14 protein-coding genes and 1 pseudogene are annotated in these 22,544 nt (G+C 71.7%); all 15 read right to left on the reverse strand.

Going from position 1 to position 22,544, the window contains the following annotated elements; translation table 11 throughout:
• Positions 1-183: 183 nt before the first annotated feature.
• Positions 184-2,151 (reverse strand): ATP-binding protein, encoded by a 1,968-nt coding sequence (locus G4D87_RS02670; RefSeq protein ID WP_163778254.1) that lies wholly within the window; start codon positions 2,149-2,151, stop codon positions 184-186.
• Positions 2,148-3,920, reverse strand: coding sequence for a hypothetical protein (locus G4D87_RS02675; protein WP_240357964.1), 1,773 nt, complete (start codon positions 3,918-3,920; stop codon positions 2,148-2,150). Before G4D87_RS02675 ends, G4D87_RS02670 begins: the two co-directional genes overlap by 4 nt.
• 14 nt (positions 3,921-3,934) lie before the next feature.
• A complete protein-coding gene (locus G4D87_RS02680; protein WP_163778260.1) occupies positions 3,935-8,449 on the reverse strand; it encodes a DUF8189 domain-containing protein in 4,515 nt (1,504 codons plus the stop codon).
• Between the two features lie 3 nt (positions 8,450-8,452).
• Positions 8,453-10,306 carry a hypothetical protein gene (locus G4D87_RS02685; protein WP_163778263.1) on the reverse strand — a complete coding sequence of 618 codons (1,854 nt, stop codon included), beginning with the start codon at positions 10,304-10,306 and terminating at the stop codon, positions 8,453-8,455.
• 27 nt (positions 10,307-10,333) lie between these two features.
• Positions 10,334-11,254, reverse strand: a complete 921-nt coding sequence (locus tag G4D87_RS02690; RefSeq protein ID WP_240357965.1) for a hypothetical protein — start codon at positions 11,252-11,254, stop codon at positions 10,334-10,336.
• Between the two features lie 5 nt (positions 11,255-11,259).
• Positions 11,260-13,680 carry a phage tail protein gene (locus G4D87_RS39910; RefSeq protein WP_163778269.1) on the reverse strand — a complete coding sequence of 807 codons (2,421 nt, stop codon included), beginning with the start codon at positions 13,678-13,680 and terminating at the stop codon, positions 11,260-11,262.
• Complete coding sequence (locus G4D87_RS02700) at positions 13,680-16,022, reverse strand: putative baseplate assembly protein (protein ID WP_163778272.1); 2,343 nt, start codon at positions 16,020-16,022, stop codon at positions 13,680-13,682. The genes G4D87_RS39910 and G4D87_RS02700 overlap by 1 nt, the downstream gene beginning before the upstream one ends.
• Positions 16,023-16,424 carry a GPW/gp25 family protein gene (locus G4D87_RS02705; RefSeq protein ID WP_163778274.1) on the reverse strand — a complete coding sequence of 134 codons (402 nt, stop codon included), beginning with the start codon at positions 16,422-16,424 and terminating at the stop codon, positions 16,023-16,025.
• A gap of 7 nt (positions 16,425-16,431) precedes the next feature.
• Entirely contained in the window at positions 16,432-17,979 is a 1,548-nt protein-coding gene (locus G4D87_RS02710) for a hypothetical protein (RefSeq protein ID WP_240357966.1), read from the reverse strand.
• Positions 17,973-18,671 carry a phage baseplate assembly protein V gene (locus tag G4D87_RS02715; protein WP_163778282.1) on the reverse strand — a complete coding sequence of 233 codons (699 nt, stop codon included), beginning with the start codon at positions 18,669-18,671 and terminating at the stop codon, positions 17,973-17,975. Before G4D87_RS02715 ends, G4D87_RS02710 begins: the two co-directional genes overlap by 7 nt.
• On the reverse strand, positions 18,668-19,744 hold the full coding sequence (locus tag G4D87_RS02720; protein WP_163778284.1) for a phage late control D family protein: 1,077 nt from the start codon (positions 19,742-19,744) through the stop codon (positions 18,668-18,670). The genes G4D87_RS02715 and G4D87_RS02720 overlap by 4 nt, the downstream gene beginning before the upstream one ends.
• 18 nt (positions 19,745-19,762) lie before the next feature.
• Positions 19,763-19,936 (reverse strand): hypothetical protein, encoded by a 174-nt coding sequence (locus tag G4D87_RS38805; protein WP_205507394.1) that lies wholly within the window; start codon positions 19,934-19,936, stop codon positions 19,763-19,765.
• 3 nt (positions 19,937-19,939) lie between these two features.
• A complete protein-coding gene (locus G4D87_RS02725) occupies positions 19,940-21,079 on the reverse strand; it encodes a CIS tube protein (RefSeq protein ID WP_163778287.1) in 1,140 nt (379 codons plus the stop codon).
• A 6-nt stretch (positions 21,080-21,085) separates the two neighbouring features.
• Positions 21,086-21,565 (reverse strand): phage tail protein, encoded by a 480-nt coding sequence (locus tag G4D87_RS02730; protein WP_163778289.1) that lies wholly within the window; start codon positions 21,563-21,565, stop codon positions 21,086-21,088.
• A pseudogene (locus G4D87_RS02735) lies at positions 21,562-22,544 on the reverse strand (phage tail sheath protein); the annotation flags it as partial. The pseudogene G4D87_RS02735 and the gene G4D87_RS02730, both read right to left, overlap by 4 nt.

Here is a 22,544-nt window from a genome sequence, read left to right on the forward strand (position 1 = left end):
GTGACGTCACGGGTGCAGCGGTGAGTAACGCCAGCAGCACTGGGGCGAGGGTCATGGTGCTCCTCCGAACGGGTGAGCGCCCTCCTGCACGCCGGGTGCCGACGCGCAGGGCCCGCGCTCCGAGAGTACCACTGCCACCGGCCTACGTGCGGCGCTGTCGTTCTGGCCGACGGACCTACGCCACTAGCGGCGCTTTGTGTCACGGGGGCCGCCAACGGAGCCCGGGGGACGGAGCTCGGAGGGGGGCTCGCGGCCCAGCTTCCGGTACTCATGTGCGAGCGCCTCCAGGATGTCCGCAGGGTGGATGGCGCGGCCCGCCTCCCGCGCGATGAGCGCGGCCGTCAGCACCACGTTGCGAATCTGCCCTCCTGCCAGGTCCGCCGTCGCAGCCAGTCGGCTCAATTCCCTGGCGGGGAGCTCGTGCGCCGTGCCCAGGTGCGTGCTCCAGAGCGCGCGCCGCTCGGCGGGGCCGGGCAGGGTGAAGTCGATGATGGCATCGAGGCGGCGCGTGAACGCTGAATCGAACCGGCTCTTGCTGTTGCTGGTCAGGAGGGCCACGCCGTCGAACGCCTCGATTCGCTGGAGCAGGTAGTTCGTCTGTGCGTTGGCGAACCGGTCGTTCGAGTCCTTCACGTCGGTGCGCTTGGCGAAGAGCGAGTCCGCCTCATCGAAGAGCAGCACCAGGTCGGCATGCTCGGCCCGCGCGAAGAGCTGCGAGAGGTTCTTCTCCGTCTCGCCGATGTACTTGCTCGTCACCGACGCCAGGTCGACGCGGTAGAGCGGCAGTCCCAGCTTCGTGGCCAGCCAGCCCGCGGCGAGCGTCTTGCCCGTGCCCGACGCGCCCATGAAGAGCGCCCGGACCCCCGCGCGGTAGCGCACCGTCGCGGAGGGGCCCAGGCCGTCCACCAGGTCGTCCCGCGCGCGGCACCGCGCCAGGAGCAGCTCCAGCTCTCGTTTCACCTGGGGCACCAGGACGATGGCGTCGTCGTGGATGGCGTCCATCAACGGCTCCGCGAGCGTGCTCATGCCCTCGGACTCCGCCACCCACGCCGCCGCGAGCACGTCTTCGAGCTCGGGCGCCTGCCGCCCGTCCAGCTCCGCCTTCTGCCGTGCCAGCCGGCCCAACTGGGCAATCCGTCCCGCGCCCTGGCGGTGCCGCCGGGCCAGCTCCTCCGCGAGCGCCGGTGCGCCCAGTGAGGACTCCCACAGCGCCCGCCGCTCCTCGCTGGGAGGCCGTGGAACGGACCAGCGCAACACCGCGCGGTCCGCCGCGTCGAGCGTGCCCTCCGGCCCGGTGAGGGCCAGCACGGGGCCGCTGTAGTACGGCAGGTTGGGAAGGGCCTTCCGCTCGCCGGGCCCGAGCTCGTGGACATGGATGGGGAGCAGTCCTCGCTGAATCAGGAAGGGCCCCAAGCCCGGCTGCGGCTCCGCTCCGAGGAAGAGGGGCGCGCGCCCGAGCGACGTTGCGACCGCCGCCGCCACGGTGCGGGTCTCAGAGAGGGACGTGCCGCGCAGCACGAGCGTCGACCGAGGCTTGTCCGCGAGAAAGCGCGCATACCGGTGCACGCCGTCCATGATGGAGGGAGGCAGCGGGACTTCCAGGTGGTGGGCCGCGCCGAGCGTTGCCCCAGGCCAGGTGACGTCGTGGCCGGACAGCGCCAGGAAGAGCGGCAGCGGCATGGCCAGCGTTTGTTCGCACAGTGGCAGCTCCTCCCGGAGGCGCGTCAACAGCCCGCTGCCCAGGGCCGCTCCGGCGGTGAGAAGGAGCAGGGCCTCCTGTCCCACGGAAGCGGCCGGCGCCAGCGCGCTGGACACCAGTCCCAGCGTGGGCCGGGAGGCCCCCACGGGCGCTTGAAGGTACGCGACGGCCCGGCCCACCATCGGGTCCTGCTCGACGGCGGCGACCAGGACCACTGCGAGGAGCTCCACCAGCGAGAGCCCGAGCGCTTCGCCGAGCATCACGAGTCCAGCATCCTCGGAGCCCGGACGTGTGAGCCGCTCCCGCGCCCGAGTGACCCAGTCCCGTCCTGTTGCGTCCAGGTGCTGTCGCAGGAAGCGCAGCTCGATGGCCTCTCCATCCCCTGAGTCCTCTTGTGTGAGGGCCAGCGCCGCGAGGACCGTGGTGCGAAGGGGCAGGGAGGACGTCGTCATGCTCCGGTCTCGTCGTATTGGTAGTGGTACTGGATGACGCGGGCGAGCCAGGGAACCCAGCCCGGGTTGACGTCGAGCCCCGCGCGGCGGATGCGGATATCCACCTGCGAGGCCGCGAAGACGATGTCCAGATGCGTGCGGGTCGTGACGAGGCGGCCGGGACGGAGGACGAGCGCTCTGAGTCCCAGGTGTGCCAGCCGTCGCGTGACGCGGCCCACCGCGAGGAGGGTCGCGCGCAGCAAGAGCGTGGCGTCATCCCAGGGGAGTGGATGCGCCAGGGGCGTCGGGAGGCCTCGGTCGAAGGGTGGGGGCAGCGCTCCCCCGTGAGACGTCGAGGCGAGCGGCACCCGGGTTCGTGCATCGAAGGCGACGCGGCGTCCCGTGGGTTCGCGGAGGAGACGGAGCGGTCCTCGCGCGCCGATGCCTGCCTGGAAGCGCACGGGGAGGACGAAGGGGCTGGGCTCGGGCAACGGCGCCGCGGCCTCCTGGAGCACGCGGAGCAATGGGTCCGTCGAGGGAACACCCAGGCGCTCGGCGACGTGCCGGAGGAAGCGCTCCGGGACTCCAAGGTCGGCGAGGGCGGGGTGGCCCGCCAGGAACTCCCCGAGGCCCAGTGCGTTCAGCATGGGCACGAGGAAGAGCAGTCCCCCAGCGACCGTGGGGAGCGCCTCCTCCGTCGCGTGGAACAGGGGCGTGTCCTGAGGCGTGGTTCCGGTGTCTCTGGGCGTCGTCTCTCCTGTGTCCGCGAGCGTGGGGCGTGCCGCCTGCCGCGGAGCCGCTGTCACACTCGCGAGGGACGCGGAGGTGCCGTCCATGGGCCTCGTTACTTTGGCTGAAGAACGCGCGTCGGAGAGCGCCCGAGGAGATTGTGGCGACGACGCGGCGATGCCCGGAACCACGCCCGTGTCGGCGGGGACCGTGGGCGCGTCCGGCTTCGGAGGGGCTTGTGGTTGGGGCGGTTCCCGTGGCGTGGGCAGGTGTGCCGCGGGGGAAGCCTGGATCGCCTCCAGCACCCGCCATGCCCGTGATGGAAGCTGGGGCGCGGCCACCCGGGAGGGCATGCGCGTGCAGAGCGCCACCGCGGCCAGCCACAAGGCACGGGCGTCGCCGGAGCCCCAGGCGCGTGTCCAGTGCGCGAGCGTGCTCCGGAGCGGTTCGGGGACCTGCTCCGCCGCGCCCACGTCGTCCAGGGGCAGCCTCGGCGCCGGGCGGGACGGGAGGTGTCCCCACCAGGCTCGGACAAGCGCGGGTCCATCCTGCCATCGCAGCGCGCCCAACAAGGGGGCCAGTGCGCCGAGCGCGTGCAGCTCGGAGACGAGCGTCACCGCGGCGGCCTGGCCAGGCCCCGTCCGCAAGGCGCTGGCGAGCGCGAGGCGGAGCGCGTCGTCCCGGGACGTCCCGGTGAGCAGGCCAGGGACAGCCAACCGCCAGAACCAGGCGTCCAGGGGCAGTCCCCGGGCAAGCCGGGTGGCCAGCAGCACGAAGGGCTCCAGCTCATCCCGGAAGTAGACCGCCTGCGCGGCGGCGGCGGACCGTGACTCCGCATGCACCGCCAGCAGCGCCACCTCACGCACGCGTTGCTCCACGACGAGCGAGAGCGTGGCCGGGCTGCGGTCCGCGTGAATCGTTCCGAGCGGCAGCCGGCGGATGAGCAGCACCTGGCCTCCGGGTGCATCCGGAAGGGAGGCGGTGCGCAGTGCGTCCTCCAGGAGGACCGCCCCTCTCTGGACGAGCGCGTGGCTGGCCGCCGCGAGCTTCACCTGGCGCACTCGCCGTTCCGAGGTCACCGGAGCAGTGTCCGCCGCGGCGTCGGGAGCAGGCCGCCTCGCTGCTCGGGCTCGGAGAACTTCGCTACCGTCTTTTCCGCGAGGTTCACGCTGGCCGCGCTCGTGGAGAAGACGCGCGCGCGGGCCGTGCCGGTGCCCAGGTCCTCCACCACGGCCTGGACCGTGTGAACGCCGGAGGCGAGCAGCACATGGGTGCCCACGCGGATGCGCGAAGGGTCCACTTGCAGGTCCAGCACCGTTCCCACCCTGGCGGGGGCTGGCTTCGGCAGGTGCCCGGCGACGATTTCTCCCACGGGCGCGTGGCTCGCGAGCAGCAGCGCCGAGCGCACCAGGTCGTTCATCAGCGTCACGGCCTCGGTGCGTGACGGGTTCATCTGCGCGAAGAGCCAGTCCACCAACTCCTGAAGCTGGCGCCGGCTCGTGACCTCCAGCGTGTTCCACTGGGGCAGCCGGGCCAGGTCCCTCAGGTCCCACGGCGCGTCATACTCGCTGAGCATCGACGCCCACTCCATCCGGACGCGTGGAGGCACCTCCCCGAAGAGGAAGTAGAGGTACGTGGCCACCTTGGCGATGTTCTCCATCTCCCGGGCCGCGGCCTGCGCGACGTCCGGCCGCCCGTGCGCGGTGTCCATCAGGTCGCCGAACGAGGTGATGGGCAACGCCAGCGTCACCAGCTCCGCCCAGCCGCGATGGACGAGGCTGGCCAGCTCCAGCGTCGCGGTGACGACCCGGGCCTGGGAGACAATCTGGCTCTGCGCGGTGAAGACACGACTCACACCTTCACCCGAGCGACTGGGCGCGCGGGCTATCTGCGGGAGGGCGGGCGGCACGCGCGCCGTGGCGCGCCGCCGGGCCCCTTCCAATGTCCGGTGGACGAGGTCCAGCCGGTCCAGGCGCTGGAACAGCAGTGGCCCTTGCGCGAACCAGTCCAGCGGGGCGTCGCGCAGGAGCTGGATGAGCGCCCAGAGCTCCGGAGGCGCGGCGCGTGTCTCCGCGAGCGCCGCGGGCAGCTCCGACTCGTAGAGGCCGGTGTCCAACGCGCGGACGGGCGTGGCTCGGTCCAGGACCTGCTCCCGGGGCCGGTGGTAGACGAGGAAGCGGACGTGCTCGCGCAGCACCAGGGTGCGTCGTTCGTTGATGCGCTGCAGCCGGGCCTGCTCCTCGGCCAGGAGCGCGCGCGCCACCATGACGTCCTGGCGCGACTCGGAGACCTCCGTTCCAATCACCGTCAGGCGCTCGCCGCCCCGCGCTTCGTGGGCCTGGAGCACGCTCACCAGGCGCCCGCCTTCCTCCAGGGCCTCCCGGTATTGCATGACGCGGTCCTCGAGGTTTCGCAGCACGGCCAGCACGTCCTCGAGCTGGGCCACGGACATGGAGAAGTAGGTGGCCTCTTCCGCTCGCGTGGGCACCTTGGGCGCCACGTAATCGGTGAACACCTGGCTCCAATCCTCCGCGGTCAGGGCCCGCAGCTCGCTCAACGGAACGCCGATGCGCGGCTCCGGGGGGGGCGGAGGCTCTCCGTCCACCGGTGGCACGCGCGACCTCCGCCACGGGGGGACCTTCACGTTGGGGACCTGCACGGACTCGAGGTTGAACTCCATGCCGGAGAGCAGCGTGAACAGCTTGCCGAGCACCTCGCGCTTGATGGCCATCGCCGAGTGAAGCGTGCCGATGACGGGCGACACCTTGAGGAGCCGGTCCCGCAGGTTGGTGGGGTCCAGGTAGCGGACCGTGGACCAGCTCACCTTGCGCTTCGCGCTCAAGACGCCGATGAACTTCTCCACGTCCGTCAACGTGGCGACGCGCGTCTCGGCCTGCGCGACGTCGGTCAGCACGGGAGACGCCGTCATTACAGCGGACGCGGTGCTGCCCAGCATGAGCTGGCGGACGCGGTGGATTTCCGACTGGACCTGCAGGAAGGCCGCGTCCACGGCCTCGTCGACGCGCTGGATCCGGTTGGACAGGTCGCGCATCAGCCCACGCAGGCCCAGGGTTCGCTGGGCGGTGTGGAGGGGCGAGCGCACCGGCCGATGCCACAGGAGGTTCTCACGCGCCCTGACAACCACATCCAGATGGTCACCGCGGCGGATGGCCGCGGGCGCGGAGCGCGCCACCTCGGTGCCCAGCGTCTTCCAGGGCGTCCAGGTGGTGCCGTCGAACCGGGCGTACAGGATGCGGCCGTTGACCGCGCGGGACAGGACATCCAGCACGCCCTTGCCCGGCGCGGACAGCGCGGCGGTGAGCGAATGGCCGCCGCCCAGGTCCTTCCACTCGCTCCACACCAGGCCATTGAAGCGCCGGTGCAGCAGGGAGCTGCCCGAGAGCGCGACCAGGTCCACGGTGCCGTCATCCGGTGAGGCGCAGGCCTTGAACCAGCGGACCTCCCGTCCCAGCGAGTGGTTCGTCCAGACCTCCGCGCCGTGCGTGGGGTCCGGGGAGACGGTGACCTGCTGGAGGTTGCGCTGGGCGTCCAGGAGGAAGGCCATGAGCTGGCCCCGTGACACCACCGCCGAGATGGGCTCGCCCTTGAACGCCAGCGGCGTCTCAAAGGGTTTCGGACGGATGACGCGTGAGGCGGTGACGGTCATCCACCAGAGTGAGACGACCTGCCCTCGGAGGGCCTGGTAGAAGACGTCCGTGCGGCCCTCCGAGGGAGACACCGCGGCGGCGTCTCCCATGACGCCGCTCGCCAGCACGCGAGGGCTGCTCCAGGGCTGATTGCTGACGCGGGTGTCCAGGGAGGTGTTGTGCAGGTTGCCCTGCTCATCCCGGAAGTAGACGTCCAGCCGCCCGCGCGGCCACATCGCCGCGACGGGCACCGAGCGTGATTGGACCCTGCCCTGAATCACGGGCGTCACCTTGCTCCACGCCCGGCCGTCGAAGGTCCGGTAGCCCAGCGTCCAGAACGGTCCCCGGAACAACACATGCGCCCGCTCCTCGGTGGAGATGACCAGGGGCGCTGAGGTGAGCTGTCCCGCGAACTCCAGCCGGGGCGTCGGGTCTCCCTGGGGATGCGGCAGCAAGTCGGAGCGCGCATCGACGGCCACCTCCCAGGACGGCTCGAAGTGGTTCTGAAGGTAGGCCTCGGCCGAGGGCACCGTCTCGCCCGACGTCCCGTAGTCCTCTTCGGTGGGGTTCGTCGGGTCGGCGGCGGGGATGTAGCGCGCCTCGTCCGGGTCGGCCTCCGGGTCCACCAGGGGATGGTGTTTGCCGGTGGCGCCGTACAGGCTGTCCTTGAGGGTGCTCATCCGGGCGCGCACGACGAGGCGCCGCTTCAGCCATCCGCCCAGGCGCTGAAGGCCTTCTTCGATGGCGGCGAGGAAGGCGGGGTCCAGCGGTGCGTCATGCAGCAGCCCCGGCTCATAGACGGCGCCAGGCACGGGGACGAGGATGCGAACGCGCTCCTCGCGGGTGATGTCCAGCGGCTCCAGAGCGGCGCTGGCCATCGCCACCGTGTCGAGCTGCTCCAGGGGAATGGGGACCGCCTCCAGCTCGAACCGGTCGGGGAAGAAGCGCCGCGTCCACGCGCGGTAGTCCACGGCGTCCGGTGGCAGCACGCCCACGGGCGGCAGGCGGCGGAAATAGAGGATGGCCTTGTCCTGGGCGAGCCGCTCCGCGGGGAGCTCCGCCAGGTGGTCGTTGAACTGGAGGATGCGCGCCTGCCACAGCACGGGCGAGCCACGGGACTTCAGCAACGGCGTGCGCGCGCGCGGCAGTCCACCCGCTCGCGCCACCGCGTGCCGGTCCACGAACACCGCCTCGGGACCGTCCGGCCCCTGCCCGAAGCCCAGCAGCCCCAGTGGGACGCCCGCGTGCTCCCAGGGGGCGAGCACTCCACTCCGGCGACGGCGCTCCCGCTCGAAGAGGCTGTACACCAGCCGGCTGCGCCAGCGCAGGGAGTCGTCCTGCGGCATGTCCCAGCCCTGGGGCCAGCCCCAGAGCACCAGCGCCGCGCCCTCCGTGCGCACCGCGTCTTCAAAGGCCTGGGACTCCGGGTCCACCTCGCAGGCGTCGGTCTGCGAGGCCGGTGGCGGCAGCACGGACGTGGTGGGGACCAGCACCAGCACCGCGGCCTTGGGAAACAGCAGCGGGTCCACGGGGGGCTCCTCGTTGGCCAGCGCCTCCAGGGAGAACGTGGAAGGGTCCCGGTGTCCTGGGAAGAGGGGAAGCGCTCCCAGCGGGGCGCGGAGCTGCCGGCGGACGATGACGTCCTCACCTGTCACGGCAATGCCGTTGCCGGGCCGGACATGGATGAACGTCTGTGAGCCCTCCCGCTCCAGATGGACCTCCAGCCCGGCGACGATGCCCGGCGTGAGGTGCTGGCCCAGCAGCGCGAGCCTCCCCGCGCGATGCTCCTGTTCCAGCGCGAGCGCGTCCGCCGACACGGCGCGTCCCGTGAAGAAGTGGGCCCTCCTCCGCCACTCGGCGTCCACGCCGAAGGGCGCCATGCGTGGCTCCACGCGGAGCACGTGTTCGTTGGCCAGCGGATCCGCAATCGGCTTGGTAATCATCTCTCAGCCCCGCAGCGTGAGGAACGCCTCGTCGAGCGACACGCCTTCATCCAGCAGCTTCTTCAACTCCGTCACGAACGTGGCGTAGGACGCGGCGGTGAGCGTCATCACGTAGGCCCCGATGTCGGGCATCCGGTAGGACGCGGCCAGCGTGGCCAGCGGCACGTCCAGGAGGCTGGGCTCCGCCTCCAGCCGCACCAGGCCCTGCTTGACGGTGGCGGGGAACCGGTTGAGCGCGGCCATGTACTCCTTGTGCTGGATGCGCTCCAGCCGCAGCGTGGCGGAGGCTAGGCCCGCGAACTGCCACCGCGTGGTCCCGTGGGCGAGCGTGTTGAGCAGGGGCACGAGCTGGCCAATGGCCATGGCGGTGCCGCGCTGGGGCAGGGCGGAGAACTCGTCATAGAGCTCCGCCTGCCGGAGCTTCTTCACGAGCTCCTCGAAGTGTTGCTCGCCGTCGTGGTCCTCCGGCTCGGGCAGCGGCTGGCCCGCCGCGGAGTGGTGGTGCGGCAGGCTGCGCCGGCAGGCATACCAGAGGGTCCGCGAGCCGGAGAGCAGCTCGCTCCACGCCGCGTCCACCAGGTCTGTCACGGGCGCCTCGGGCACGGGCTGCACCTGCCAGCGCCGCGTGAGGTCCAGCAGGGCATGCGCGGGCAGCCGCCGCGCCACCTGTCCCACTGCCGCCGCCCGCAGCTTGAGCGGCGCGGCGCGCAGCACCTCGCGCAGGCCCTCCAGCCGCTGCGCCATGCCATGGCGCGCCACGGGCACCATCACCAGGACGGACACCGACTCCAGGGCTTCGCCCGTCCGCGTGAGGTCGATGGGGGGCAGTTGCAGGGACTCGTCGAGGATGGCGCCGAGCTCGTCCTCGGCCACCACCGTCAGCTCGACGTCCACTTCGGGCGGGAAGTAGAACTCCGTGAGGCTGCCCGCCTCGATGGCCGCCGCGGGCAGGGTCCCCGCGGCGGGCAGCGTGAAGAAGTGCTCGCTCGCGAGGAACCGCTCGCTCTGGCCCGCCGCGCGACGCGCCTGGAGCACCTCCTTCAGGTGCTGCTGATACTGAAGCGCGTGGGCTTCCCGCAGCTCGCGTGGGGCCACGCCGAAGCCCACCACGCCGCGCTGTTCGGCGCCTACCTCCCGTCGCACCAGGAAGGTGTCCAGCCAGCGAAGGGTGCCTCGGTCCAGCGCCAGCATCGCCAGCGGCAGCGCGTCCACGGGGAGGTTCCGCATCCCCGCCCCGGCGAAGACTTCATGGGCCGCGCGCCCGCGGCGCGTCTCGAAGTTGCCGCCGCCCACCGGGTCTGGGTAGGGGATGAGCGTCAGCGCCACCGCCTCGATGATGTCGCCGTCCTGCGTGGTCCGCGCGGCGCCCAGCGACGTGGGGTACGAGGCCACCGGGTTCGCCGTGTACTCCACGGGGCGCAGCACCAGCACGTACAACCCAGAGCGGCTCCGCGCCAGCTCGCGCGGCACGGGGGCGAGCCCGAAGGCCGCGTCCAGCCGCTGAATCTCCGGGATGTCGTCCAGGCGGATGCCCGTCAAGTCACGGGGTACGACGACCAGTTCGCCGCCGGGTGTCAGGCCATGGCCCAGGCGGACGGTGAGCGTCGTCCGGTCCTGGCTGGGCGTGACGCTCAGGCCGTGCATCACCCCGGTGCCATTGGCCCGGGAGAGGTCGGCCTGCCGCGTGAGGAAGTAGTGCTGCTCCCGCGTGAGGTCCTTCGCGGTGAGGAAGCGCCCGTCGAAGAAGAAGGAGCGCACGCGCCGGTCGTCGTGCACCATGGCCCGGGCGGTCTCCAGCGCTTGTGCCGTCTCCCAGGTGAGCTTCTCCCGGGCGGGTCCACTGGTTGGGTTGAACACGGTTATCCCCCTTCGAGAGAGTCGGGCCTAGAAGACGCCCATCCACCGGGCGAGCGCGGCGGTAGAGAGGCTGAAGGGCCTCAAATCGTTGTCGACGTAGACAGCCCCCTGCCGCGTGGGCCGCACCTCCGTGCCGCGCACGTCCTCCACGTCCGTTGCGCCAATGACGACGCGGGCGAGGAAGACCCACGCGGGATCCCTCATCTTCAAGTCAGGCTGGGTCGGGTCCGTCAGCAGCGAGGCCGGGATGAAGGTGTCGCTCCACAGCTTCGCCAGCTCCTGTTCACGGCTGCCTCGCCAGGCGCTGAAGATGGCCTGCCGGAGCTTGAGGCGCCGCTGCACCGGGTCTGGCTCGTCCACGGGGTCCGGGAAGGGGCTCTTGGGGGCCTCCGGAGGGGGATACGCCGTGGAGCGCGGCACCAGCCGCAGCTCGTAGCCGTCGCGAATCCGCGAGGCGACCACGGCGTCCATGGCGTCGAAGGGCCCCGCCGCGAAGGCAGGCGTCTTGCCGCGCTCGCACTGGTGGAAACGCAGGAACAGGTCCGCCACCACCCCCGTGGGCGGAAAGCCCGCGGCATCGGGGCTCAGCCGGTACTCGGCGGGCGTGAAGACGCCGAAGTCGGCCAGCTCCAGCGGCTCCTGCCAGTACCAGCGGTCCAGCTTGAGACACGCGTCCGTGGGCACTTCCACCAGCCGGCCGAACGGGTCCAACGCGAGCCCGGCGGACACCCGGAGCTCCTCATGCTCCGGCTCGGTGCCCTCGTGATGACTGACATGGAGCCCGGCCACCGTCCCGACGCCGTGGAGGTACGCCAGGGCCCGGGTGAGCCGGCCTCGGTGATAGGTCTGTTCGGCGGTGAAGTCTCCCGCGTCCAGGAGCACGCCGGCGGCGTAGTGGAGCCGGTCTCGCGTCTCCGCGTCGAGCAAGGCGTCATTCGGGGGCGACATGGTCATCAACCTCCTTCCAATCGGGGGTCCAGGCTCGACGGGCGCTCAATGACGTCCGCGAGCCCCAGCACGCTGTGGCCCACTCGCACCGAGGTGGGCGCGGGAGCGGGCCCGACGTAGGTGTCCACGCCCACCAGCGACGCGACTCCGACGAGCAGCGGGCGGCTCGCGGTGATGACGGACACCCACACGTGCGCGGGGGCCTCCTGCTCCGCCACCTTCCGGATGAGGCCCAAGGTCCGCGTGTCCGTGCCCTGGTGCACCAGCACCGTGAGCCGGTGTGCCAGTCGCTCCAGGAAATGCTCCACCGCCTCCGCCTCCGCCGGGGACCGCAGCGTTTCGTCCCCGAAGACGGCCAGGAACTCCTCGCGCGTCTCATCCCCGAGGAAGAGCGTGTCGCCCACGTAGGAGTTCCCGCTCCGAGCCAGGCCCGGCAGCAACGGGTCCTCCGCGTCCGCGAGGTCCGCGCCCAGGATGGTGGCCAGCGTGCGCCGGAGCCGGAAGTCCTCCACCACCACCACCGCGCCTCGGTTCACCGCGCCGTCCGTCACCAAATCCAGCGCCAGGCGCAGGCCATCCACGCAGCCGCGCCGCCGGGCGAGCGCGGGCGCGGCTCGAAGCATCGCGCGCCGCTGGCGCTCGCCCACGACGGGGTCGAAGGAGAGGCCGACCCAGCTCGCGAGCCACTCCAGCGAATCACCCGGGACGTGCCCGGGGTCGGTGAGCACGTGCGCATGGGCGATGCGGTCCTCGATGGGCGTCAGCACGCCCTCGACGATGCCGAGGAAGCGCTCCAGGAAGTCCGCGGGAGTCGCTCGGCCGGCGGTGTCCGCGTCCTCGCCGAAGCGCTCCTCGCGATAGAGGGACGGCAGGTAGTTGTCCACGTAGGAGAAGCGCGATGCATACGCGCGCAGCGCTCCCACTTCGGGCGTCCGGCGTCCGTCGCCGAACAGCTCCACCCGCACCCACAGGTACCGTCCGGAGAGCGCGCGCACCTTCGTGTGGGCGCGCTGGATGAGGACGGTGAACAGGCCACTCTCGCCCGGGGCCGGCGGCGCGGGCAGCATCCCCGGTTGGAACGGCACCTCCGACGGCAGCGGGACCCAGCTCCCGTGCGGGACGTCTGGATGGACAGGGGCCTCCGGGATGAGGCCCAGGCGATGCTCATGCCAGTGTGGCGAGGCGCTGGGCGGCGCCAGGGGCTCGTCGGTGGCGGCGAGCCAGACGCGCACGCCGGTGCGGGGAGGCAGCAGCGCCTCCACGTACAGGCGGTGCCACACCGTGCGCCCGTCGCCCGAGTCAAAGGGCCGGTTCGGCGGATTGGCGGCGCGGCCCCGCTCGGCGCACCGGGGCAGCGACAGGGCTTGAAGTGGCACGGGCGCCAGGTCGGCCAGCCCCGGAGTGACGGCGTGGTGCGGAGGCCGCGCACCCTGAAGGAAGGGCCCACCGTCATGGCCGGGCAGTGGGAAGTAGTCTCCCTGGGGAATCGCCTCTGACGCACCAGCCGGGAGCGCGTAGGCCACCGCCTCCACCTTGCCGTCGTTGAGCAGCGACAGCACCGCGGCGCGGCCGTCCGGGAGGATGGCGAGGCTGAAGGGCCGCAGCACACCCGGGAGCGCGACGGGCGTGGAGAAGCGGCCCGTGTAGAAGCGCAGCCGCGCATACGCCTCGTCCGGGGGCACACCCGCGAGCGCCGGGTCCATGACCCAGCTCAGCACCGCCAGCCGCCCCTCGGCGTCACATGCGAGCGCCACCGGCGCTTCGCCGGGCCACGCGAGCGTCTCCAGCATCCGGGTCCGAGGCGGGTCCGGATTCTCTTCCGTGGGACGGAACACACCGGCGCCGGAGGGAATGGACAGGAGGTCCGGGAGCGGCTGCCCGTCCACCCGGCCGAGCACGGCGGGAGGTGCGTTGGGCGCGAAGGAAGGCGGACCGCTCAGGACGTAGGCGCCACCGCGCGGGTCCGCGGCGATGCGGTGCGCGGCGATTCCCTCGGCCGGGAACACCACGGCGGACCACACCTTGCGCAGGTGGAGCGCCACCACGCGCTGGGCCACCGCGAGGTAGAGGACGCCGCCAGCTCCAGGCGACAGGTCCGTCACCGCGCCGGCCAACCCGACCTGCGCGGGCTCGAAGCGCAGGGTGGTGCCAGCGCCTCCGCCCGCCGCGCGCACCTGCCCGGCCACGTCATCCCACCAGGCCCACGTGCCGAAGGCGTCCACCGCGCCCGGTACGCGAGCGAGCCTGGGCTCGAGCACCGCGAGGTCGAGCACTTCATCGAAGGTGCGGGTCTCTCCCAGACTCCCCAGCCGGAGCGTCCTGCGCTTCGCGTCGTAGAGGCACACCTCACCCGCGGAGACCGAGCTCTCCGTGGCCCAGTCCTGCACGTCCGCCAGCATGTAGAACCGGAGGCGGTTGGCGTCCATCAGCAGACCTCGGGGACCATGGGCACCGCCACGCCCGCCTGCGAGGAGTCCATGCCGCCGCTTCCCTCATCGCCGATGCCGTGGAGCATCGTCGGCACCTCCCCGTCGGCGTTCACCGCCACCTTGAGCAGCTCCGGGAGCTGCCAGTCCGCGATGGACAGCTCCACCGGCGTCGTCGCGGTGCTGCCCTTGAGCTGGAGCCAGCTCGGGTTGACGGGGCCCTCGGCCTGACGGGCGGACGGAGCAGGGGGCTCCACCGTGAAGCGCGCCACGTCGGCCGTGGCTCCGGCGCGACGCGCATCTCTCAGCACGCGCGTCACCGTTCCCCAGGCGAAGAGACTCACCCCCGCGATGCTGGCCACCCCGGGGACCTGCGCCACCGCCACATAGAGCTCCCGGTCCTGGACGTCCCGGCCCAGCGGCCAGCCCTCACCGGTGGGGCCTCCCGCCGGCAGCGGGAAGATGAAGCGGCGCACGGCCTGCCGCACCGCCTGCACCACCGTCTCCCTGCCAAAGCCCTCGCGCACGGTGATGCCCACGCCGAGCCCCAGGGGGACGTACTCGCAGCCAATCACGTAGAGCTCGGTGGTGAGCGGCCGGCGCGCATCCAGGTAGGCGTGGACGGCTTCCAGCAGCGGCCGGTCCGCCCGCGGGTAGGGCGGCTCGAGCCGCGTGGCCGTGGGCAACACCATGACGGAGACGACACCGGGGACACCGTCTCGCCGTCGCCTCGGCTCGAAGCGGGGCAGCACCTCCACCCGGCCCAGCGGCACGCCCGGGGTGCTCGCCGCGAGCCGCCGGTAGTCCTCCTCCGTCACGGCCCGGTCCACGTGGCGCAGCAGCGCGGGGATGCGGCGCTCGGCCTCCGCCAGCGTCTCCGTGTCCCGGCCCCCCAGCGTGGGCTCCGGCTGCCGCACCCGCAGCCCCGGTGCGGGGCTTCCATCGACCCGGAAGGCGCTGAGGTCCTTCAGGCTGCCAGGTGGGAGATTGCCCGCGGCGCCGCCGCCGCTGCGCATCCGGGCCACCAGCACCTGGGCACCCGCGGGAGGCAGACGTCCACGCACGCCGTCTCCAAACCGGGCGGTGCCCGCCTCGGAGTCCAGGGCGTAGACGGGCTCGTCGCGCCGGGCCAGCGCCAGGTCTTCGATGAGCCGCCACTCGCGGTAGCCCGCCCCTGGCTCTTCGATGAAGAGCTGGAAGGTTGCTCGCTCCACGGAGCCGGAGGGCAGGCGAAACTCCTGCTCCGCGGTGCCGTCGCTCTGTCCAATCAGGCGTCCGCCTGTTGTTTCGCGCTGGTCCACTTCGACCGCGTTGATGTCCACCCAGCCCAGCGCGAAGCGCTCCGGCTTTCCGCTGGGACGCAGGCGCAGCCAGCTCACCAGTCTCGCCGCCACCCTCGGGTCGTCCAGGCGGGGGGGCCGGTCGCCCAGGCCGGCGCGCGTGTCCGCCCTCACGTCGTTGACCGGCGCGCCCAGGTCGGACGGCAACAGCAGCCGCGCGACGCCCCGGTGGGACAGCTCCTGCGTCGAGTCCGCTATGACGGTGAGCCGGTGGTAGACCGGCGACCCGTCCGCGGCGGGCGTGCCCGTCACCTCCCAGACGTGCGGCAGCCGGCCGCGCGCCCCGAGCAGCTCGGACAGGGCGGGCACCTCCATGACGGGGGAGATGCCCATGCTCAGGACGCGCGGCCCCTGTCCGTTCCCCTTCGTCAAGTCATCGCGCAGGGCCACCACGTGTTCCGCTTTGGGGGCGAGCAGCGCGAGCCACAGGCTCCCGTCCACCGTCTCCGTCACCAGGTCCAGCCCGCGCGGGTCAGCGGCGCCGAGCGGGAACACGGGTGTCGTCGCGTAGAAGCCGTGCTGGGCCTTGGGGTCCAGGCCATAGACCTGCGCGAGCCGGGGCAGCATCGACGCGTGCTGCTGACGCTCGGTCTCCGTGAGCGGGCGCTTGCGGTACGCCTCCGCGGTGAGGTGCACCACGGTCAGCTCCTCCAGCGTTTCGAAGGGCACGGGCTTGCGCAGCGAGGCGAAGGCTCGCAGCGACACGGACGACTGGAGCACCTCGGTGTCGAAGTGCACGCTCACCACGCCCGTGGCGGCCTCGGCGGGACGCAGGCTCGCGCCCAGCAGCCGGAGGAAGGCCAGTCGCTGGCGCTCGGGGATGAGGTTGGCGCGGTAGAGGATGGAGTCCGCCAGCCAGGCGAAGAGCTCCAGCAGGGTGCGCCCCGGGTCGCCCACGCGGGCATGGGTCCACTCCGGGGTATGGCCCGGGATTCGGGAGAGCAGCTCTTCGACGAGGTCCGGAAAGCTCCTGTCGTCGAGTCGGGGAGGAATGATGGGCATCTAGCCTCCGAGGTCCATGGCGAGCCCGAGCTGCTGCACGTCACCCGTGCGGCGCAGGCGGTAGACGATTTCCACGCGGACCTGGGCGGGCAGGTCCGCCACCTCCAGCACGTCCACGCGGATGAGCTCCAGGCGCGGCTCCCACTCGGTGAGCGCGCGCTGCACCAGCTCCTGGATGCGCCGGCGGGTGGACACGGTGTTGGGCTGCCCCATCATCCGCTCCAGCCCGGCGCCGAAGCCCTGCCGCATGAGCTGCTCGCCGGGGCGCGTGCGGAGGATGACCTCGATGGACTGACGCACGCTGGCTTCCAGCGTCGGAAACGCCAGCTCGCCGCGCTCGTCCGGCATGAGCCGCAGCGGGAAGCCCACGGGAGGGCGTCTGTCGGGAGGCTTCGGGAGCATGGCGCGGTCAGTCCTCGAACCGCTCGCGCAGCGAGGCGGGAATGGGGATGCAGATCTTGATGAGGGCAATCCAGAAGAAGACGATGTTCAGCAGCGACAGGAAGAGGTTGAGGACGATGAAGGCGCAGAGGGTGATGATGGGAATGTTGAACCCACACAGCCACCCGATGCCCTGACCCGCCGCGGGCGGACTGGCTGAGCCTTCAAGGAAGTCCTTCGGCGAGTTCTTGTTCAGCAGCTCGTTCAGCCCCGGCGGCACCTGGAAGGTGACGTTGGGCTTGAAGGCGCTCAGGTCCTTGAGCGACGGGAGGGTGATGAGGACGGGCGGCAGCTTTCCGCGCTCATGCCAGGCGGCGATGGTGAAGGGGGCGCTCTCCTCGCTCCAGACGATGGCGGGTGGGCAGCCCTCCTCGCGGTGGACCCGGATGAAGGCCCGGGCCACGTAGCGCGAGCCACGCCGCTCGAAGCGCCGCTCGGGAGGGATGAGGTCCCGCATCCGTGGCTCGGTGGCGGCCTTCGCCGCCTGGAGGATCCGGGCGGCATCCGCGGTATTGGGATGGGTCCACGCGCGGGGCAACACCACCGTGCCCGTCTTCCCCTGGACGAGGACCTCCGCCAGCCCGGCGAGCGTCGTGCCCGCGGGCCGCAGCTGGCCGTTGCCATTGTCAAGCTGCACGCGGTTCATCGCCGTCATGAGCGCGGGCGTTTGGAATGCGTCGAACACCGCGACCAGTCCGCGCAGGAAGTCGATGAACAGGGAGAGCTTGTCGTGCGTCGCCTGCGGCAGTCCGCGCTGGGCCACGTCCTGGTAGGTGACCGACAGGCCTTCGAGCCCTGTCCAATCCACCGCCTTTCCCGCGGCGAAGTAGGGGGACAGCAAGCTCCGCACCTGCGCGTCGTCGAAGGCGGGCCCTGGGCTGGATGCGCGCTCCGGTGCTTCGCCGCTCGCCACCTGGAGCAGTCCGTACAGCACGGTGCGCTTCGCCGCGGCGCACGCGTCGGGCGGTGCGATGAAGAGCGAGGTCACGCTCTCCTGGTCCCGGCTGGTGGCCCGCATGAGGCGCAGCAGCTCGCGCCGGACGTCCGCGGGGCCGGGGCCCGCGGGCCCGTCGCGCCGTCCAGGGTCGGGGTCGCGCTCCTGCTCCTCACCTTCGAGCGCCACCCAGCCGGCGATCTTGCCGTCCCGTCGCACCCAGGCCTCGCGCGTGTTGCCCGCGCCCACACGGCGGATGACGAGCCCCGCGCTCTCGATTCGGGTCGCCTCGACCCGAGGCTCACCGAACACGTCGCAGCAGGCCTCCAGCAGCGCCACGTTGAACACGCCGTGAACGGGCTGGAGCAGCTTGAGCCCCTGGGGGGTGCGCGTCCCATCGGAGATGAGGGTGCCCGCCAGCGCCTTGCGGCCTTCCTCGGACCTGAGCTCGCCGAAGAGGGCTTGAACGAACTCCTGGTCCTGCCGCTCGATGAACGCGGGGGCGCCGCGCTGGGCCGCCAGCGGGGCGCCGGTGGCTCCGTCGAAGACGAGCCCGCGCAGCTTGACGGGGTGGCTCACCATACGTTGCCCGCCCCTGGCGTGTACGTCACGCCCATCACCGAGTTGGTCTGCAGCACGTCGCACTTCACGACGCCCGTGAAGGATGACATCGCCGCGTTGACCGTGACCTGACCGGCGCTGACCTCCACCTCACTGGCGGAGACGGACACCTTGGTCGCGGCCCGGACGGTGACGCCCTGCGAGGCGAGCGTGACGGTGTTGCCTGCTGCTTCCAGCGTGAGCTCGCCCCCGCTGGACTGGTTCAGCGTGGCGCTCACGCCGCCGGGGACTTCCAGGGTGATTTGCGCGGCGCCCTCGCTCGCTTCGACGATGGCGATGCGGCTGCCGTTCCGGGCCTTGATGACGTAGCGGTCCACGCGCGTCCCACCGGGTGTCTCCGGCGGACGGGCGCTCCCGTTCCACAGCCCCCCCACGACGAGCGGCTGGCGCGGGTCGCCGCCGGCGAAGACCACGGCCACCTCGTCATCCTTGTCCGGGAGGAAGAGCGCGCCCCAGCCACTGCCGGAGAACGGCACGGCGACCCGCGCCCACAAGGCCACGTCCGCATCGGCCAGGCCCTCCGGCGCGGTGAGCAGGCGGACTTGCACGCGCGCCAGGTGCTCGGGGTCCTCCACGGAGACGACCTTCGCCAGATAGGTGCCGAGCATGGCGCCAGGCAGGCGGCGCTCCTGTGCGTGTGCGGTGTCGGTCATGGCGCTCCCAGGAAGGCGCACTCGGCCTCGAAGTCCGTCTCGTAGCCGTGGAGGGTGTCGAAGCGGTGGCTGGCACGGACCACGTAGTAGGTGTTGTCGAAGCGGGCGCTCATGCCGCTGAGCCTCACGTGGGTCCCCACGCGGAGCGCGGGGTTGCCCTCCGCGGTGGCGTCGACGCGGACGAAGCGCCGGGCGCGCGCATCGAAGGCGGCCCGGGCGATGGCGGTGGCCTCGTCGCTGGTGGACACGGGCAGCGAGCCGAGGTGCTCTGTCCGAGCGCCCAGCGTCTGCTGGAGCAGCTCCGCGCCGGTTCGCCCCTCGCCCGGGCCGGGACGCGAGCCGGAGCTCTGGCCGGAGACCGCGGCCCCCTGGAGGGCGTTCCACCCGGTGCAAGTGACCTCGGTGGCCTGATGCGCCAGGTCCGCCGTGACGCGCACCCGGCGCAGCTCCGCGTAGAGGTTCAGCTCCAGGGTGCCCCGGCGCACCGCGCTCCGTGGCGAGACATGGAGCGCGTCACCCGTCACCTGCAGGTCCGCATCCCGCGTGGCCAGCAGCCGCCGCGCGAAGGCCAGGTCGCTTTCGTTCCACTGGACCTGGAGACCCAGGGACGCTTGAAGGCCCGTGATGACGGGCGTCAGGCCCAGGTCCCGGGCGAGCTTCTCCGCCAGCTCGGCCAGCGAGAGGTCGCCGTGGACCAGCGTGCGCCGCGCGAGTCTTGCCTTCTGCAGGGCATCCTCGGCGAGCACGACGAACTCCGGCGCGGAGTCTTGCGAGAACACGGCTTCGATTCCGGTGATGACGCCGCGAAAAATCTCCTGTGGGGCGCTCTCGGGACCGGTGTAGATGCCGATGGGTGCCCCGAGCCTGAGCAGTTGCTCGTCCTCGAAGACCTGCTCGGCCTCGGTGTCGGCGTAGCGTGCGACGGCCTCGAAGCGCAGCTCGAGCGAGCACAGGCCGCCTTCGGCTTCGTCGACGCGCATGCTGCTGACCAGCCCGGTGACGCGTGCGTCGGCCTTGCCGAAGATGCGCACCGTGGGGCGGTGATGTTCTGGCTGGGACGTGGCGTCAGTCATGGGGAACGGGGAGCGGACTCAGTCGGCGAAGAGCCGGGCCTTGCGTTGTGTGAGGAGCCGGAGGGCGCGGGCGAGGGCTGTCGGATCCACGGGAGGCGGCGTGAGCGCCGGCTCCGCGGTCGGGCGCTGGCCCGCGTTGGACGTGGAGCCCGAGACGACGGACCCCTGGACCTCGTCGAAGACAATGGACATGGCTCAATCTCCCTCGAAGCGGAGGCGGCCCCGGGAGGGCAGGGTCGCGCCGAAGCGGGGCGTGGGGACCCGGGCGCGTCCTCCGAGCTCGAAGAGGCCGTCTCCGGTGGTTTCGTAGGTGGAGGTGTCCACGTGCCCGGTGGCGCGCACGGTCTCCAGTCGGACGGAGGTGCGTGGAGGACCGGCACGCAGTCCCGCGAACGCGCCTGCCGTGGCGGAGAGGCCCGCGGAGGACTGCGCGCCAGACCAGGCATTCGCGGTCCAGCCCGAGGCGGATGCCCCCGTGGTCGCGGGGAAGTTGGCTCCAGCGGAGAAGGACGCCCCCGCGGAGAAGATCGGGCTCGATGCGGACGCACCCACGCCGAACGCGGCTGAGCCTCCCGCCATGGCCCCCGCGTTGAACGAGGCGCTGCCTCCAAACGAGGCGCCTGCTGAAAAGGCGCTACCGGCGGAAACGCCCGCACCCGCTGAGAAGGCTCCGCCGGCTGAGAAGCCACCGCCAACGCCCAGCCCCGCACCCGCGCCGATTCCACCCTCCAGGCCCGCGCTCAGGGCTCCGCCTGTCGCGAACGCGGTGGGCGGGGCCAGCGGGACGGACGGGTCGACGGTCATCACGTCCTGGCTGGGGAAGCGCGGATTGTCTTCACCGTTCTGCTCCGCGACGGCGCGCGAGATGGGCTGGTCTCGCGCAGCGGCCATCTGCCGCGAGCTCTCGCCTTCGGCGCCCCGGGAGAAGACGCGTTGCTGCCGCGTCATGCCCACCGAGACGGTGGAGCGCAGGGGGATGCCATCCGATGCGAAGAAGTCGATGGTCTCCCGATAGGTGTCCACCAGACCGGTGAACTCGAAGGCGCCCCACTGGAAGGTGACGTCCGGAGGAATCTGGCTCTTGGTGCCCATGAACTGGGCAATGCGTATCGTGTGGTCGCAGACGTTGGCGCCCGTGTCGGTGGTGTCGAAGACCAGCTCCATGGTGAGCTTCGCGCTGCTCTCCGAGACGAACTGCTGGTTCTGCTGGCCCTGGGCGTCCTGGAGCTTGTTGGTGACGGTGTACTGGAGCGAGCTCGGGTTGAAGTGCACCCGCACCTCTTCGCCGTTGCTCTCGTTGATGAAGCTCGCGCTCGCGGGAGTCGTGTCTGGCATGGCGCGCTAGTCCTCGAGGGAGAGTCCTTCGTGAACGAGGTGCAGCTCTTCGATGCCGACGTCCGTCGCGCGGGCGTTGAAGTCGGCCGCCTTGAACTTCACCGGCATGGCGCGCTCCAGCTTGTAGGTGAGCACCGTCTGCGTCCCACCGTCCTCGGACGGGGCCTTGAGGCGGATTCGCACGGTGCACCGGTACCCGTAGTCGCCGCCCGTCACCCGCATGAACCAGCGAGCCAGCCGCTCGCCCGATGAGAGGCCTCGCTTGAGCACCACGGTGCCAAAGCTCACCGGCCCGGCGCGCTGCACGGCGCCCAGGTTGTGTCCGCCCACGCGAATGGCCTTGGGCTCCATGGTGGCCTCCAGCCCCGTGCACTCGGAGAAGGCCCCGTCCACGGGGGCCTCTTCCGGGCCACCGCCCGACAGCGGCTCGGGCTGGAAGGTGAGCTCGAAGCGGAAGGTGTGCAGGGGCCAGAGGTCTCCGCTCATGCGGCTTCCTCCTGCTGGAGCGACACGTCACCCTCCAACGCGGAGAGGAGGACCTGCACCCGTTCGATTGCCGCCGCGGGAGCCAACTCCACCAGCGCGATGAGCCGCCCGTTGTCGAGGTCGTCCTGCGTCATGGTCGTCCGGTCACACCGCACGGAGAACGCCTCGCGTGGCGTCGTTCCTCGCAGCGCGCCCTCCGCGAAGAACCGGCCGAGCACGGACTCCATCCGGTAGCGCAGCGCCAACCAGGTGTCCTCGTTGGAGGGTGAGAACGTCAGGTCCGCGCCGAGCTGCCTCGCCGCTCGCAGCACCGAGGAGATGAGCCGGCTCACCGGCGCCTGGCGGTGGCTGACCCGCTGGCTGGACGTCACGTCGGACAACACCTGCATCCCGCGGGGCGTGGGTCCCAGCAACGTGACGCGCTCGCCCAGTGCGCGCAGCGGCGAGGCCGGCTCGCGCGGTTCCTGGTCCAGGCGTGTTGGGATGGGGAAGACCTCCCGTACCTCCGCGAGCCCCAGTCCCAGGGCGCTTCGGAATGTGCCGCGAAGCAGCGCGCTGCGTGCCAGCACCCCCGTCAGCGTCCCGTCCGGGGCCGCCAGCCGCTCCGGAAGGCCCTCCGAGGACGCGGTCCGCAGCCACGGATAGGCGAGCTGGATGAACGCGCTCTGGAACGGGGTGAGTACGCCGCTGGCATGGAGGAACGCGCCCAGGTCCTGCGTCGCGGCGCGCTTGCCCGCGGGCGTATCGAAGACCAGGCTTGTCGAGGGCAGCGGCAGCGACGCGACCAGGTGCGTCTCCCGCAGGCGCCTGTCGCGGAGGAGCTCGGCCAACACGGCGAGGAAGGCCGCCCAGTCCAGGTAGGCGGTGAGTCCGCAGCGAGGCGCCGCGCGCTCCGGCGTCTTCCACTCGGACCCGGTGGCCGCGCCAGGCGTGGCGCACTCCACGAACCCCGGGGCACCCGCGGGTGGCAGGCGGGGGA

This window comes from Myxococcus vastator (genome assembly GCF_010894475.1).
Lineage (GTDB): Bacteria > Myxococcota > Myxococcia > Myxococcales > Myxococcaceae > Myxococcus > Myxococcus vastator.